Origin of the sequence: Mucilaginibacter sp. R-33 (assembly GCF_049949235.1) — a bacterium.
GTDB lineage: Bacteria > Bacteroidota > Bacteroidia > Sphingobacteriales > Sphingobacteriaceae > Mucilaginibacter.
In genome coordinates this window covers 5423304-5438961 of the sequence record NZ_CP188089.1, presented here as the reverse complement: position 1 = coordinate 5438961, position 15658 = coordinate 5423304, and the positions used below count along the sequence as shown (strand labels likewise).

The 15658-nt window shown below is 44.3% G+C and carries 13 protein-coding genes; 9 read left to right on the top strand and 4 right to left on the bottom strand.

Annotation, left to right across the window (positions count from 1 at the left end):
* The first annotated feature begins 70 nt into the window (after nt 1-70).
* Nucleotides 71-2431, top strand: coding sequence for a prolyl oligopeptidase family serine peptidase (locus ACP26M_RS22485; protein ID WP_426583461.1), 2361 nt, complete (start codon nt 71-73; stop codon nt 2429-2431).
* A gap of 125 nt (nt 2432-2556) precedes the next feature.
* Nucleotides 2557-3138 carry a hypothetical protein gene (locus ACP26M_RS22480; protein ID WP_426583459.1) on the top strand — a complete coding sequence of 194 codons (582 nt, stop codon included), beginning with the start codon at nt 2557-2559 and terminating at the stop codon, nt 3136-3138.
* Nucleotides 3139-3165: 27 nt separating this feature from the next.
* Here ACP26M_RS22480 and ACP26M_RS22475 read toward each other — a convergent pair whose 3' ends face one another.
* Nucleotides 3166-3765, bottom strand: a complete 600-nt coding sequence (locus tag ACP26M_RS22475) for a murein L,D-transpeptidase catalytic domain-containing protein (RefSeq protein WP_426583457.1) — start codon at nt 3763-3765, stop codon at nt 3166-3168.
* Nucleotides 3766-3831: 66 nt separating this feature from the next.
* Here ACP26M_RS22475 and ACP26M_RS22470 point away from each other — a divergent pair, with 66 nt between their 5' ends.
* From ACP26M_RS22470 to infB, 4 genes are all read left to right on the top strand, one after another.
* A complete protein-coding gene (locus tag ACP26M_RS22470) occupies nt 3832-4257 on the top strand; it encodes a hypothetical protein (RefSeq protein ID WP_090532511.1) in 426 nt (141 codons plus the stop codon).
* Nucleotides 4258-4383: 126 nt separating this feature from the next.
* The gene (rimP, locus tag ACP26M_RS22465; protein ID WP_090532513.1) at nt 4384-4848 is read left to right on the top strand and encodes a ribosome assembly cofactor RimP; all 465 of its coding nucleotides are present in this window, start codon (nt 4384-4386) and stop codon (nt 4846-4848) included.
* Between the two features lie 3 nt (nt 4849-4851).
* Nucleotides 4852-6087, top strand: coding sequence for a transcription termination factor NusA (gene nusA, locus ACP26M_RS22460; RefSeq protein ID WP_090532515.1), 1236 nt, complete (start codon nt 4852-4854; stop codon nt 6085-6087).
* A gap of 60 nt (nt 6088-6147) precedes the next feature.
* Nucleotides 6148-9252, top strand: a complete 3105-nt coding sequence (gene infB, locus ACP26M_RS22455) for a translation initiation factor IF-2 (RefSeq protein WP_426583454.1) — start codon at nt 6148-6150, stop codon at nt 9250-9252.
* Between the two features lie 183 nt (nt 9253-9435).
* On the opposite strand, the gene ACP26M_RS22450 is transcribed toward infB, so the two are convergent.
* On the bottom strand, nt 9436-9843 hold the full coding sequence (locus tag ACP26M_RS22450; protein ID WP_090532520.1) for a hypothetical protein: 408 nt from the start codon (nt 9841-9843) through the stop codon (nt 9436-9438).
* 201 nt (nt 9844-10044) lie between these two features.
* Here ACP26M_RS22450 and ACP26M_RS22445 point away from each other — a divergent pair, with 201 nt between their 5' ends.
* The 3 genes from ACP26M_RS22445 to ACP26M_RS22435 all read left to right on the top strand — a co-directional run bounded on the left by ACP26M_RS22445 (nt 10045) and on the right by ACP26M_RS22435 (nt 13792).
* Nucleotides 10045-11610, top strand: coding sequence for a M28 family metallopeptidase (locus ACP26M_RS22445; RefSeq protein ID WP_426583451.1), 1566 nt, complete (start codon nt 10045-10047; stop codon nt 11608-11610).
* Between the two features lie 228 nt (nt 11611-11838).
* Complete coding sequence (locus ACP26M_RS22440; RefSeq protein ID WP_188833695.1) at nt 11839-12408, top strand: RNA polymerase sigma factor; 570 nt, start codon at nt 11839-11841, stop codon at nt 12406-12408.
* Between the two features lie 16 nt (nt 12409-12424).
* A complete protein-coding gene (locus tag ACP26M_RS22435; RefSeq protein WP_426583448.1) occupies nt 12425-13792 on the top strand; it encodes a carboxypeptidase-like regulatory domain-containing protein in 1368 nt (455 codons plus the stop codon).
* A 68-nt stretch (nt 13793-13860) separates the two neighbouring features.
* On the opposite strand, the gene ACP26M_RS22430 is transcribed toward ACP26M_RS22435, so the two are convergent.
* The gene (locus ACP26M_RS22430; RefSeq protein ID WP_426583446.1) at nt 13861-14598 is read right to left on the bottom strand and encodes a DUF4197 domain-containing protein; all 738 of its coding nucleotides are present in this window, start codon (nt 14596-14598) and stop codon (nt 13861-13863) included.
* 35 nt (nt 14599-14633) lie between these two features.
* A complete protein-coding gene (locus ACP26M_RS22425; RefSeq protein WP_090532528.1) occupies nt 14634-15644 on the bottom strand; it encodes an inorganic phosphate transporter in 1011 nt (336 codons plus the stop codon).
* Nucleotides 15645-15658 lie beyond the last annotated feature (14 nt).

Below are 15658 nucleotides of genomic sequence, written 5' to 3'. Positions count from 1 at the left end.
TTTGTAACAATAAAATGCTTAAAAATAGCAATCATTAGCCAAACTGTTAAATTGCATGCTTTATTGAGATATGAAAAAACTGTTAGGCTTATTGTTCCTGATCCCGATAACAGGCGCCTTTGCCCAAAAGCTGGATTCCCTTAGCATCGAAAAAATTATGCGCGACCCTAAATGGATCGGTGTATCTCCCTCCAATATCAATTGGGCTAACGATAGTAAAAAGATCTACTTTAAATGGGATGATGGTGCTTCAGGAGATACGCGCTTATATTCGGTTAACCCACTTGATAACAGGGTACAAAAAGTCAGCATTGCCGAACAGCGTGATCTGGCGCCGGGTAACTGCGAATGGAACAAAAAGCACAGCCAAAAGATACTTAGTAAAAATGGCGATCTGTTTTTATACGATGTAAAAGCTAATAAAACTACCCGGCTAACCAATACCGTAGGACAGGAGGAAAGTCCGGTTTTCAGCGGCGATGAAACAAAGATCATTTACAAAGAAGATAATAATCTTTTTGCCCTGAACCTGAATAGCGGCAGCTTGGTACAGCTCACCAATTTTGTACGCGCCACTACCGATAAAAAAAGCAAGGATAAGCCTAATGAGCAGGAACAATGGCTCAAAAAACAACAGCTTGAACTATTTGATATTATTAAAAAAGAGGCTAAAGACGAAAAAAAGGACTCAACAGAAACGGCATTGCTCAAACCTGATAAGTTGAAGGAGATTGCCTTTGGTGATAACAGACTGAGTGCTGTACAGATCAGCCCCGATAGCAGGTTTATCACTTACAAACTTACCAAACGTGCCGACGGGGTTCAGAATGCCATAGTACCTAATTATGTTACCGCATCGGGTTTCACCGAGGATATTCCGAACCGTTCAAAGGTAGGCCGGCCATCGTCAACATCAGAGACTTTTATTTACGATAAACGCCGGGAAGCAGTTTACCCGGTTATTACATCAGAGATCCCCGGCATTAAAGACCTGCCCGACTATTTAAAAGATTATCCCGATGAATTAAAAGCCCGTCAAAAGGAAAACGCCGACAGGCAGGTAAATATCGATGGCGTTTTATGGAATCAAAGCGGCAGCAATGCCGTGGTCATTATCTCAGCACAGGATAATAAAGACTGCTGGATCATGCGCTTAGACCCGGTAAGCGGTAAACTAAGCCTGCTTGACCGTCAGCGGGATGAGGCCTGGATTGGCGGCCCCGGCATTGATGATCCCGGAAATGCAGGTTTTATTGATGATAACCATTTTTATTACCAGAGCGAAGCAAGCGGTTACTCGCATATTTATGTGGTTGATGTAACCAGCGGCGCCAAAAAACAACTCACCAGCGGCAAATGGGAAGTGCAGACTTTGCAGCTAAGCCAGGATAAAAAGACGTTTTATTTTACCGCCAATATCGATCACCCGGGCATTACCCATTTTTACAGGATCCCGGTTAGCGGCGGCATCCCCGTTAAAATTACCGGTATGAAGGGCGGCAACGAAGTAACACTTTCGCCGGATGAAAAATGGCTGGCTATCCGCTATTCTTATTCAAACAGGCCCTGGGAGCTATATATCCAGGCCAATAAACCCGGTGCAAAGGCGGTAAAAATAACCAACTCCGTTTCGGCCGAATACTTGTCGTATCCATGGCGCGACCCGGAGATCATCTCTTTTAAAAACCGCTACGGTACCGATGTTTATGCTCGCCTGTATCAGCCTAAAAAGCAAGATCCTGCAAAACCGGCTGTGGTTTTTGTACATGGCGCGGGATACCTGCAAAACGTTACCTATTCGTGGAGTTACTATTTCCGCGAGTACATGTTCAATAACATGCTTGCCGATAATGGCTACACTGTGCTGGACATTGACTACACAGCAAGCGCGGGCTATGGCCGGGATTTCCGAACAGGGATCTATCGCCACATGGGAGACAAAGACCTCACCGACCAGGTTGACGGCGTAAAATTGCTGGTTGAAAAATATGGTGTTAACCCGAAGCATGTCGGTTTGTACGGCGGTTCATACGGTGGTTTCATCACACTTATGGGTATGTTTACTGAACCGGATGTTTTCGCGGCAGGCGGCGCCATACGCTCCGTTACCGACTGGGCGCATTATAACCATGAATATACTTCGAACATCCTTAATGAACCTTTTACCGATGAACAGGCCTATCGCAAAAGTTCGCCTATTTATTTTGCCAACGGCTTAAAAGGCAACCTGCTGATGCTGCATGGCATGATAGACCAGAATGTAAACTACCAGGATATTATCCGCCTGACTCAAAAACTGATAGAGTTGCACAAAGAAAACTGGGAGCTGGCCTCGTACCCTGTAGAAGACCACGGCTTTGAACAACCCAGCAGTTGGGCCGATGAGTATAAACGGATTTATAAATTATTTGAGGTGACGTTGAAGAAGTAGAGTAATTAAGAGGAGCAGCAAAAGGGGACAAGCGGGAGACGCGATGCGGCAATCGCATGCTTTACCGGCTATATACCAAAACGCCCGCAAGTCAAGCCAAGTTATAAGCTAAAAATCAATCATTTATGAAAAAGGTATCCGTTTTACTCGCACTGTTTCTTTTTTCCTGTTCACAGCCAATACAAAAACCATCAAAATTGGTAAAAACACCAACTTTGTATCCAGCGAGAAACTATTCAAGCAAACTTTATGATGAGCCTTTTTTTAAAGAAGAACATTTCAGCTATGTAATTAACAGGCAAACGAAAGATACATCAAAACGTAATTACACATCAGAAACGACAGTTATTGAAGGTAAAGTCAGGCAATATTTCAGAAATTGCGAAGTGCCGCTCGATAAAAATGCTCTTGTTTTTCATTTGACGGACACTCCTTTTTCTGATGGCCGCTATGAATTGAAATTTGTTAAATCCCCAGGTGTATTTGAAGCCAAATACAATCAAACTTTTTCAATTACCGATAGCTCATACAAAAAACCTGTTTTTAAAGTGATAGATAAAAACGTTGTTATTGATAAAGACACCTACGTAAAGGGTGAGCTTTTGAGGGGTAAGTTTTCTTTTCAGATCGCTGCGTCGCATTTGTGGGAAAGCGAATATACCGATACAATATCCGTGTACGGATTTGTAAAAACTATTGTAAAGTAGAAAAAACAGATTGGGAATGAGCGTACATTAATTGTATATCCACATCAACACATGCTTCTTTTGTTTCTTCAACAAAGCATCCACAATTTTCATGGTATTATTTGATATAGCCGGACAGCCCCAGCCTTCTGGTGTCCCTTTAGGGTAAACTTCCGTTTCGGCTACCTGTTCCCACGAATGAAAAACAATCTGCCTTGCTAAAGCGTTATTATTGGTTGCTTCCAATCCGGTGAGGTAATACTTTACGTGGATTCCCCAGGCGCTGTAGGCCCGTCCATCTATTTGGTACTTACCGGGGGCAGTACAGTGGCTGCCATCCAGGTTACTGAACGCCGGTTTGTCTTTCGACCATTCACCACTCCAGGGGTTACGGCCGCAGCCATGGCTCACCAGTCCGGAAACCAGCACATCGTTTTTCCTGAAATCCCATACCATAAAACGTTTAATACCCGATGGCAGGGCCATATCAATTAAAATACAATAGCGGGTGTTGTAACCACGCTGCCGGCAAAATAAAAGGCTTTGTTTAGCTTTTGTTTTAACGCGGTTGAGGTTCATACGGGGCACGTCGGCATTAACTTTAACACAGCAAAAAGATATTAAGAAAAGCAGGAATAAAGGTTTCAATTGTGTCAGGTTTTGTGTTGTAAACAGAAATATCCGCTTTTTATTACAATAAACCTATCTTGCCAAATGAAAAAACTTTTTCCTTTATTACTTCCGCTAATGTTTTTAATCAGTTGTACAGAAACATCGACCAAAACACTGGTAACCATTAAGACAGTTAATAACGGGAAAGCATTGCAGATAACCGGTTTCGATCCAGCCATCATTAACGAGATCAGCCGTGATTCATCTGCCAAAGCCTGGGAAACGCTCATGGCCGTTTACCGCATGCCTGCCGATACCAGCATGCGAAACCTGCAGCCCACACAGCCGGGTAGTTACACCGTTAAAGATAATGTTGTTATTTTTACGCCGGATACAGCCTTTAGTACACAGCAAACGTATTTTTTTCGTTACTATGATTTCAGTGCCGGTGGTACGCTGACCGATTTGATAAAAAGCCGCAGCAAACCCGGAACCTTGCACTATACAGATTTGATTTTTAAGCAATAAACTACCTATATGCTTGAAAATTTAATATTTTTGATTATATTTGCAACCGTTAATAAAAGAGGGGGCAATTAGTCCCCTCTTTTATTTTATCAATCAAAATTATTCTGTCAAAAACACCGGTGGGTAATGAATATTGAAAAAAGGGTAAAAGAACTGGTAGAAGAGAAGATAGCAGATAAACCAAACCTGTTTATAGTGGACATTAAAATGCACCCGAACGGTAAATTGGTGATCCTGCTTGATGGCGATAACGGTATCGGTATTGATGAATGTGCACAGGTAAGCAGGCACGTAGGTTTCCATCTGGAAGAGGAAAACGTGATTGAAACCGCTTATAACCTGGAGGTTTCATCGCCCGGCATTGATTATCCGCTGTCGTCGCCAAGGCAATACGCCAAGAATGTTGGCCGTAGCCTGGGCATTAAAATGAAAGATGGCGCTAAACGCGAAGGCACATTAACCGGCCTTACAGAGGATGCCATCACCATTGAAGAAAAAGTAAAAGAAAAAGGGAAAAAAGCGCAGGTTATAGAAAGCGTTATCCCAATGGACCAAATAACAGAAACAAAGGTTTTAATATCATTTAAGTAAAAAATGAGCAATATTAATTTAATTGATTCTTTTCAGGAATTTAAAGATTTCAAGAACATTGACCGCCCTACCATGATGAGCGTACTGGAAGACGTTTTCAGGAGCATGATCAGGAAAAAGTACGGTACGGACGAAAATTGCGACGTAATTGTGAACACCGACAATGGTGACTTAGAGATCTGGCGTACACGTAAAGTTATGGAAGATGGCTTTAGCGAAGATGATGACCTGGAGATAGAACTTGCCGAAGCACACCTGTATGACGCCGACCTTGAAGTTGGTGATGACTATATTGAACAGATCACTTTAGAAAGCTTTGGCCGCCGTGCTATTTTAGCCGCCCGCCAAACGCTGGTATCAAAAATTCTGGAATTAGAGAAAGACGAGATCTTCAAAAAATATAAAGACCGCGTAGGTGAAATTGTTACAGGCGAGGTTTACCAGGTTTGGAAAAAAGAAACTCTGGTACTTGATGACGAAGGTAACGAACTGTTGCTGCCAAAAACAGAGCAGATCCCGGCCGACTACTTTAAAAAGGGCGATAGCGTTAAAGCTGTTGTATCTAAGGTAGATATGCTGAACAGCAATCCTAAGATCATCATTTCGCGTACAGCGCCTGAATTTTTACAGCGTTTGTTTGAGCTTGAAGTTCCTGAGATTTTTGATGGCTTAATTACCATCAAGAAAATTGTACGCGAACCGGGCGAGCGTGCTAAAGTTGCCGTTGAATCATATGACGACCGTATCGATCCGGTTGGTGCCTGCGTAGGTATGAAAGGGTCACGGATCCACGGTATAGTACGGGAGTTAAAAAATGAAAATATCGACGTTATTAACTTTACCAACAACGTTCAGCTATATATTCAGCGTGCATTGTCGCCTGCCAAAATCACTTCTATTAAATTAGATGATGAGAAAAAAACAGCTGCTGTGTATTTAAAACCCGACCAGGTATCGTTAGCTATCGGTCGTGGCGGGCACAACATTAAGCTGGCAGGAAAATTGACAGGCTACGAAATTGATGTTTACCGTGAGGCTGATGAGCATGACGAGGATGTGGACATCGAAGAATTTTCAGACGAGATTGAAGGCTGGATCATTGATGAATTTAAACGTATTGGTTTAGATACAGCAAAATCAGTGCTGGCCTTAACCGTTGGTGAATTGGTAAAACGTACCGATTTAGAGGAAGAAACAGTAAAAGAAGTGCTATCAATATTGAATGCGGAGTTTGAATAAGCGGAATAAGCAAATTAAAATCGTATTTTTGCACTAAATAAGCAGAGAAAGTAATATTAAATGTCAGAAGACAAATCCATAAAATTAATTAAAGCAGTAAAAGAACTGAACATTGGCATGGGTACCCTTGTCGATTATTTAGCTACCAAAGGATACAAGGTTGACAAGCATCCTATGGCCAAGCTGGATAATGACATGTACAATGCCCTGTTAAAGGAATTTGCTGTTGACAAAAGTATTAAGGAGGAAGCTAAGCAGATCAGTATCGGAAAGATAAGGAAAGAAGAGCCTGCTGCACAGTTTCCTGAAAAGCCGGTTGAGAACCGCCGTTCGCGCGATTTTGAGAACGAAGAGATACTGATCAAGAATACAGGGCACTTTGCACAGCCGCAGGTTGAAAAACCAAAACCGGCCGAGCCTGCTCCGGCAGCGCAAGCTCCTGCACGTTCTGATGAGCGCAATGACGTATTACCTGGTGTTAAGGTGGTTGGAAAAATTGACCTTAACAACCTGAATGCTAAGCCACAGGCGGAGAAGCCTGCGGAAAAACCAGCGGAAGTAGTTGTTAAACAACCCGAGCCAGTTGCACAGGCACCTGCGCCAACACCGGCTCCGGCACCTGCCGAGCCAAAAGTTGAAGCGCCACAGCCGGTAGCCCCGGTTGTGCCCGAACCACCAAAGGTTGAAACGCCAAAACCGGCAGCTCCGGTTACCGAAGCACCTAAAGCTGAAGAGCCTAAAGCACCTGTTGCTGAAAAAGCACCGGTTGCAACCCCTCCGGCTGCTCCCGAAACTCCGGCTGCACCAGTAGCTGATGACAGCCAGGAGCCAGACGTGATCCGGGCTAAAGCCGAGCGTTTAACAGGGCCAAACATTATTGGTAAGATCCAGTTGCCGGTTAATGCGCCAAAACGCAACCCGGTAGCTTCATCATCAAATTCAAATAATAACTCGGCCGATCACAAACGCAAACGTAAGCGTAAAGATAACCAGGGCAACCCGCAGCAAGGCGGCGGTAACCATCCGCATGGCCAGCAGGGCGGTGGTGGCAATCACCCGCAACAAGGTCAGCAGCCCAGCGGTGGTGGTACCATTAATCCTAACCGCCCGGATTTCAGGAACCGTACACATGGAGCACCCGGAAACAGCGGGCCAGGTCAGGGCCAGGGAGGTCATGGCGGTGGTAACCGCCCGGATTTCAGGAACAACCGCAATAATCCGCCTCAACATACAGGACCGAAGGAAGAACCTTCAGAAAAAGACATACAAGACCAGATCAAGGCTACACTTGCACGCTTAAGCGGTGCGGGTAAGTCGGGCAAGTTTGCACAGCGCGCTAAATTCCGTCGTCAAAAACGTGATGACGTTGCTGCAAGTGCCGAAGAACTGGCAATGGAACAGGAACTCCAATCAAAAGTATTGAAGGTTACCGAGTTCGTAACGGCAAATGAGCTGGCAAGCATGATGGATGTATCTGTAACCCAGATCATATCTACCTGTATGAGCCTAGGTATGTTTGTTTCCATTAACCAAAGGCTTGATGCCGAAACACTTTCAATTGTGGCCGATGAGTTTGGCTACCAGGTTGAATTTGTTAAACCGCAGGATGAGGAAGCCAACCTTGACCAGCCTGATGATCCGGCCGACCTGGTGACTCGTGCACCAATCGTAACCATCATGGGCCACGTTGACCACGGTAAAACCTCATTGCTCGACTTTATACGCAAAACCAACGTAATAGGCGGCGAAGCGGGTGGTATAACCCAGCACATTGGTGCTTACGAAGTAACATTGCCTGATAACAAAGGAAAGATCACCTTCCTGGATACGCCGGGTCACGAAGCGTTTACCGCGATGCGTGCAAGGGGTGCGCAGGTTACAGATATTGTAATTATAGTGATAGCTGCCGATGACAGCGTGATGCCGCAAACCCGCGAGGCCATAAACCACGCGCAGGCTGCAGGTGCACCAATCATCTTCGCCTTTAACAAAATTGACAAGCCGGGTGCCAATGCCGATAAGGTAAGGGAACAATTATCGGCCATGAATATTTTGGTTGAAGAGTGGGGCGGTAAATACCAGTCGCAGGAAATTTCGGCCAAAACCGGCTTAAATGTTGACTTGTTATTGGAAAAAGTATTGCTTGAGGCCGAATTGCTTGAACTGAAAGCTAACCCTAACAAACGTGCCGTAGGTACTGTTATTGAAGCAGCTTTAGATAAAGGCCGTGGTATTGTTACCACCATCCTGGTACAGGCAGGCCGCTTAAAAGTAGGTGATCCGATACTGGCAGGCTGCTACAGCGGTCGTGTTAAAGCGTTAACCAACGAGCGTGGCCAGCGTGTAGATTCAGCGGGACCATCAACACCGGTACAGGTATTGGGTATGCAGGGCGCACCAACCGCGGGCGATAAGTTCAATGCGCTTGAAAGCGAAGTTGAGGCACGTGAAATTGCCAACAAACGCCTGCAGTTACAACGTGAGCAGGGCTTACGTACACAAAAACACATCACCCTTGATGAGATCGGCCGTCGTTTAGCAGTGGGTAACTTCAAGGAGCTTAACATCATCGTTAAAGGTGACGTGGATGGTTCTATCGAGGCCTTGTCAGATTCATTGCTGAAACTGTCTACCGAGCAGATCCAGGTGAACATCATCTCGAAAGCGGTAGGTCAGATCTCCGAATCAGACGTATTGCTGGCATCAGCATCCGACGCGATCATCATCGGTTTCCAGGTACGCCCTTCAGGCGGTGCCCGTAAACTGGCCGAAGCTGAACAGATCGATATCAGGCTGTACTCTATCATCTACGATGCGATCAACGAGATCAAAGCGGCGATGGAAGGTATGCTTGCACCAACCTTTGAAGAGAAGATTGTGGCTAACGTTGAGATCCGCGAAACCTTCAAGATCAGCAAAGTGGGTACTATTGCAGGTTGTATGGTATTGGATGGTAAAATTAACCGTAACAGCAAGATCCGCATCATCCGCGATGGCGTGGTGATCTACACTGGCGAACTGGCTTCACTAAAACGTTATAAAGACGATGTGAAAGAGGTAAGTGCCGGTTACGAGTGCGGTTTGAACATCGCCAACTTTAACAACATTGAAGTAGGCGATATTGTTGAAGCGTACGAAAATGTGGAAGTAAAACGCAAGCTGTAATTGAATAATCAGCTTTATAATATTGAAGGGCTTATCTGTAACGGATAAGCCCTTTTTTGTTGGGGCTTTCTCACAAAGCGGAGACTTACGAAGTTTTTGAAACTTCGTAAGTCTGTATTCTCAGAGGAGGACTCCGGGACTGGTCGAGTTTTGGCTGTCCTTGAGCCTCGATCCGTTAATAAATTATCGACAATTGGCATTTGATGTCATAATAATATTTCCTAAGCTATCGGTTTTGAACGTAGCGGAGAAAGCCCCTCTATCATAGCCCATATGTTTACGTAGTTTATAAGCGCATTTTGGCTTGAGTTTTAAATCAAAATCATTAATGACCTCTCCATTAAAGTCCATTTGAGCAGCAAGTCCAAGATTCTTTTTATTGAAGTATATAACAGATTCGGAACTCCGTAGCGTTACACTGCTTGAATCATCTTCCAGTGACATCTCATTTAAGCTCTCCCCATTGCATGAAACTATAGCATCTTTTTTAACGTCAATATAAAAACCACTTGACTTTGCACAGGAAGCAAGTGAGAGAGTCGTATATAAAGCACAGCCAAGCATTACTTTACAACTTCTTCCTTTTATCATAATTATTTCTTTGGTGGGGAATCAATTATTTATAATCACTTAAGTTACTAAAACTTTCGTCATAAATTTAACCATTAACTGAAGATTAACTTGGACCAGCTAACTTAATCCCCGTGTAACAACTTTGTTAACACAATATATTCCCAATTTTAATTTATAATAAATAGGTTTGTTATTAACTGATCTTATTATTTATTGTATATGAAATTAAAACTACTCTTTTCGTGTTTAATTACGGCAGGTATTGCAGTACCGTCGTTTGCACAGGAACCTGTTGATGCGGCAATGGTTCAAAAAATAAGGGAAGAAGGCCTTAACCATTCAAAGGTAATGGAAACGGCTTTTTATCTTACAGATGTTTCGGGCCCAAGGCTTGCCAATTCTCCGGGCTTAAAGCGCGCCCAAAACTGGGCTGTTAATCAGCTTAAAACCTGGGGCATGGCCAACTCTAAGTTGGAAGCCTGGGGTAAATTTGGCAAAGGCTGGGAGGTTCAAAAAAACTATGCAGCTATCACGGTTCCTTACTATCATGCAATTATCGCCATCCCTAAAGCATGGACACCGGGTACAAATGGCTTGATCAAAGGCGAAGTGATGATAATCAAAGCCGATTCGGCAGCAGAGCTTGAGCAATACAAAGGTAAGCTGGCCGGCAAAATCGTGATATTTGATACTAAAGCACCAACAGAACGTACCTGGAAAGTGGATGCCGCCCGTTATACCGATGAGGAACTTACCGAAATGGCCAACGCGAAAGCTACGCCGGCCGGCCCGCGCAGGAACGCTGTAGACCCCAACGCCGCCCAAATGGCTGCATTCCGTAAATTACGTGCATTCAGGACTGCATTAAGCCAATTTTTGGTTGATGAAAAAGCTGGCTTGGTGTTAAGCCAGGCCCGCGGTACTGATGGTACTGTGTTTACCACCAACGGCGCTTCATACGCCGATACCGCAAAAGCGGTAGCACCCGAGCTTGAAACCAGCAGCGAAGATTACCAGCGCATTTTGCGCCTTATAAAAGGTGGCCAGCCGGTACAACTGGAAGCTGATATTAAAACCCAATTCATTACCGACGACCTGCAGGGCTATGATGTAGTCGCTGAAATTCCAGGAACGGACAAAAAGCTGAAAGACCAGGTAGTAATGCTTGGCGGCCACCTTGATTCATGGCATGCCGCTACCGGTGCTACCGATAATGCAGCGGGCAGCGCGGTAATGCTGGAGGCCATGCGTATTTTAAAAGCGATTAACTTTAAACCCAAACGCACCATTCGCATCGCCTTATGGAGTTCGGAAGAGCAGGGCTTATTTGGTTCGCGCGGATATGTGGCCAATCATTTTGGCGATCCTAAAACGATGGAGCTTAAACCCGAACAAGCAAAGCTTTCGGCCTATTACAACCTTGATAATGGAACCGGCAAGATCCGTGGAGTGTATTTACAGGGAGATTCGGCCGCAGCACCTATCTTTAAGGCCTGGCTTGAACCTTTTAAAGATCTTGGCGCCACCACGCTTACCATTCGTAATACCGGCGGTACCGATCACCTTTCATTTGATGCCGTTGGCATTCCGGGCTTCCAGTTTATCCAGGATGCTATTGATTACGGTTCACGTACTCATCATAGTAATCAGGACACTTACGATCGCCTTATTGAAGACGACCTGAAACAAGCCGCTACCATTGTTGCTTCATTTGTTTACCATACGGCACAACGCGCCGAAATGATACCGCGCAAAGAGCTGCCAAAGCCTCAACCGGCAAGGTAAAAATGTTAGGATATTTATAGAAAAGCGATGCTCCCGGGCATCGCTTTTTTTGTTTAACCTTTATGCTGTTGGCCTTTCAGTGCGGACTTAGTGTATTCAGGGTTTATAATAGAAATAGGCCAATACATATGAAAAGCACCTCGTTATTAGCTTATTTTCTTTAAATAGAATGGTCGGCAGGCAGTTAATTTCCATAAACCATTTTAATAAATTAATTTTGTATGTTTAATGAGCCTATTTATAAAACCCCAAAAACCAGGGAAATCAACAGACGAAGAACTACTTAGTGATTATCGCGCAAGCGGTAACCTAACAGTTTTGGGCAGCTTATATGAAAGATATATGCCCCTTGTTTATGGCGTTTGCCTTAAATATCTGAAAGATGAAGAACTGGCCAAAGACGCGGTAATGGGCATTTTTGAGGAGCTGGTTGATAAGGTTAAAAAGCATGAGATTAACCAGTTCAGGAATTGGGTGTATGTACTTGGGCGCAATTATTGCTTGATGCAGTTAAGAAGCGGTAAAAAGATGGAGTTGGTTAATTTAGATGAAGTTATGGAATTTACCCCCTTTTTGCATCCTGAGGATAATAACAGGGAAGAGGCTTTGAAAGCTTTGGAGCACTGCATAGCAGGGTTAACCGGCGGGCAAAAACAAAGTATCGACCTGTTTTATTTAAAAGAGAAGTGTTATAAAGAAATTGCCGGGATAACAGGATATACTTTAAATGAGGTAAAGAGTTATATCCAGAACGGTAAGAGGAATTTGAAAATTTGCCTCGAACGGAACAGTGCATAGTAAAAAGGCAAATATATTGCAAATACAGAAGTATCTCAACGGAGAGCTTGATGCCCGTGCTATGCATAAACTGGAGATGGAGGCACTAAACGACCCTTTTTTGATGGATGCATTGGAAGGATATGAAAACATGGGGACAAGTCAACAATTAAACCTTGCTGACCTTAGCTCAAGACTGCGGCAGCGTACCGGAGAAAATAAAGGCCGTGTAATGCCGTGGACCGTTTGGCCCATAGCGGCTTCGGTTTTAATAGCATTAAGTTTGGGAGGCCTTTATCTTAACAGATCTCCTAAAGCTGAACTGCAAAGTAATAACATTGCAGGAAATAAAAATTCCATTCCGCCCATGGCAGCTGCCGCCGATACCGTAAAGACCGGCGATACAGTTAAAAAAGCGAGTGCCAATACGCCCATACAGGCCCCATCAGTTGCAGTAAATAAAAAATCAAGACGGGCAAAGCAATCGGCTAATGCGCTTTATCAGCAGGAAATCTCCGCTGGCGACAATAAAACAGCTTCGAATGATGTTCCGCCTCCTGTGGGCAGCAATCCTTTAGCAGTACCGGCAACTCCGCCCGCTGCTGCTAAAGATAAAGTTGTTTTGAAAGAAGAAGGCAATTTAAGTGAGCGGATAGTAGCAGGATACACAGCTCCAATTGCAAAAAAAGATACAGTAAGCCAGGATGTGATAGCATTAAGAGCGAATACTACCGTAGCTAAATCAAAAGCTCCGCTGCAATTTAAATTACCCGGAAAGGTTGACGGTGTTACATCTTCACCAGCAACTATTTTTGGCAGCAGTAAATCAGCAGCACAATCATTATACATTGCCGGTACTATAATTTCGAGAGATGACGGCTCGCCTTTAATTGGTGCGGCAATCAGGATCAAAGGCACCAACCGGAGCACGGTAACTGATGTTAATGGAAAATTCGCGCTAAGCTCTCCGGGGGATAAGGCGACGCTTGATGTGGTTTATATTGGTTACGAGCCGAGGCAGGTTAACGCCACACGCGGCGATAGTATTAAAGTAGCGCTTAAGCCCGATTCCAGGGCTCTTAATGAGGTGGTTGTAACTAAAAGAGACGATGACAACGGCGAGGTGAGTGTCACTGCGGCACATCCGCAACTGGGCTGGGGCAGCCTGAAAAAATATTTACAAACTAATGCCGTACTGCCTGATGGTACTGCCGGCACCGTGACCGTAACATTTACGGTATTCCCGAGCGGTATCACAGATGAGTTTAGCATTAAAAAAAGCCTGAATGAAGCGGCCGATCAAAAAGCTATCGAGCTTATTAAAAACGGCCCCTCATGGGTTGGCAGTACTAACAACAAACCCGAAGTTGTTACTGTAAAGGTTAAATTCCAAAAGCAAAAATAATATGCCTAATAAAGGCTGCGTTGATTAAGATTCGACGCAGCCTTTTTGTATTTCTTTTTCTATCTATTTTATTGTCCGGTAGTTTTTTTCTTATCAGCAAAAGCGAATACTTTTTGCAATAAAGGCGTTGTACGCGCACCAAGATTTTGACGAATGTTAAGCTCTTCTTTGGCTATCTCTACAAATAAGCCGTCGATGGCCTTTTGGGTCACATAATCGCTGATATCAGGATTAAGCTTTGATACAAACGGAACTTTGTTGTAGGCTTGTGCCGCGTCAGTATAGTATTTGGTAGCGTTCACTTTATTTAAACTGCCCTGGATAACAGGTTTAAACTGCAGGCTTAGCTTCGCGGTAGTGGTACGTTTAAAGTATTGTGTTGCCGCATCCTGGCTGCCCAATAAAATATTGGTAACATCCTGCAGGGTCATTTGCTTAATAGCATCAATAAAAATAGGTTTTGCCTGTTTTGCAGCATCTTCGGCTGCGCGGTTAAGCGAAAGGATTACATTATCGCAAAGGCTGTTCAGGCCAAGCCCGCGTAAGGTTCTCTCAGCCTTTTGTGCTTCGGGCGGGAAAAGGATCTTGATAGCGGCATTGCCAAAAAATCCGTTAACTGCCGATAGTTGATCAGAGCTTTTACCCGTGCCTATTTCAAGGGCCTGTTTTAAACCGTTGCCTATTTCAAGCGACGTTGGTGTTCCCTGGTTTTGAATAGTGGCGTTAGCTACCTGGTTTAGCGTATCACAGCTGGTAAATGTAATTAAAGCTATTAGGGTGGGGATAATGAGTAGTCTTGTTTTCATAGTAAGTAAAACTAACAAAATTACCACCGGTTTGTTTACGCAAAGAAATGTAATAATGCAAATACACCGGCGGCAATCAGGGCCGAAATAGGTATGGTAATGATCCAGGCCCAAACCAGGTTAATGGTTACGCCCCAGCGCACGGCCGATACACGTTTAGTTAAACCCACACCTATAATTGAGCCGGTGATAGTATGTGTTGTTGAAACCGGAATCCCGAAACGCTCGGTAATAAACAGAGTGATAGCACCAGCAGTTTCGGCACTTACACCTTCAAGCGGGGTAACCTTGGTTATTTTTGAGCCCATGGTTTTAACGATCTTCCAACCGCCCGACATAGTACCCGCAGCAATAGCTGAGTAGCAAGCTAAAGGAATCCACTCCGGCATTACTGAGCCTGGCTTTATCACTTTTGAAGCAATAAGGCTTACGTACAGGATCCCCATTACTTTTTGAGCATCGTTACCACCGTGAGCAAAACTCAGAGCTGCCGACGATACTAACTGCATGCGTTTAAACCAGCGCTCGGCAGTGGCTGGTCTGGCAGCTTTGCACAGGTGGAGTATTAAAATGGTTACAACATAAGCTATAATTAAACCAATAAACGGGGCAAGTACGATGTAGGCAACAATTTTTAGCACATATTGCATTTCAACAGCATGCAGGGCATTGGCACCCATGTAAAGTGCGTTAGTCATCCCGGCACCGGCAAAGCCCCCAATAAGGGTATGCGACGAGCTTGAAGGGATTCCGAACCACCATGTAAACAGGTTCCAGGTGATGGCGGCCACCAAACCAGCCAGGATCACATGCAGGGTAACATAGTGCTCCAATACAATTTTAGATACGGTATTAGCAACCTTATGATCTTTAATAAAAAAGTAAGCTGCAAAGTTGAATACCGCAGCCATTAACACTGCCTGAAACGGTGTTAATACTTTGGTAGATACAATGGTAGCTATAGAGTTTGCGGCATCATGAAAGCCATTGGTGTAATCAAACAACAGGGCGAGTACAACAATAACTACAAGTAGGGAAGTAACCATTTAGCTGGGGATAA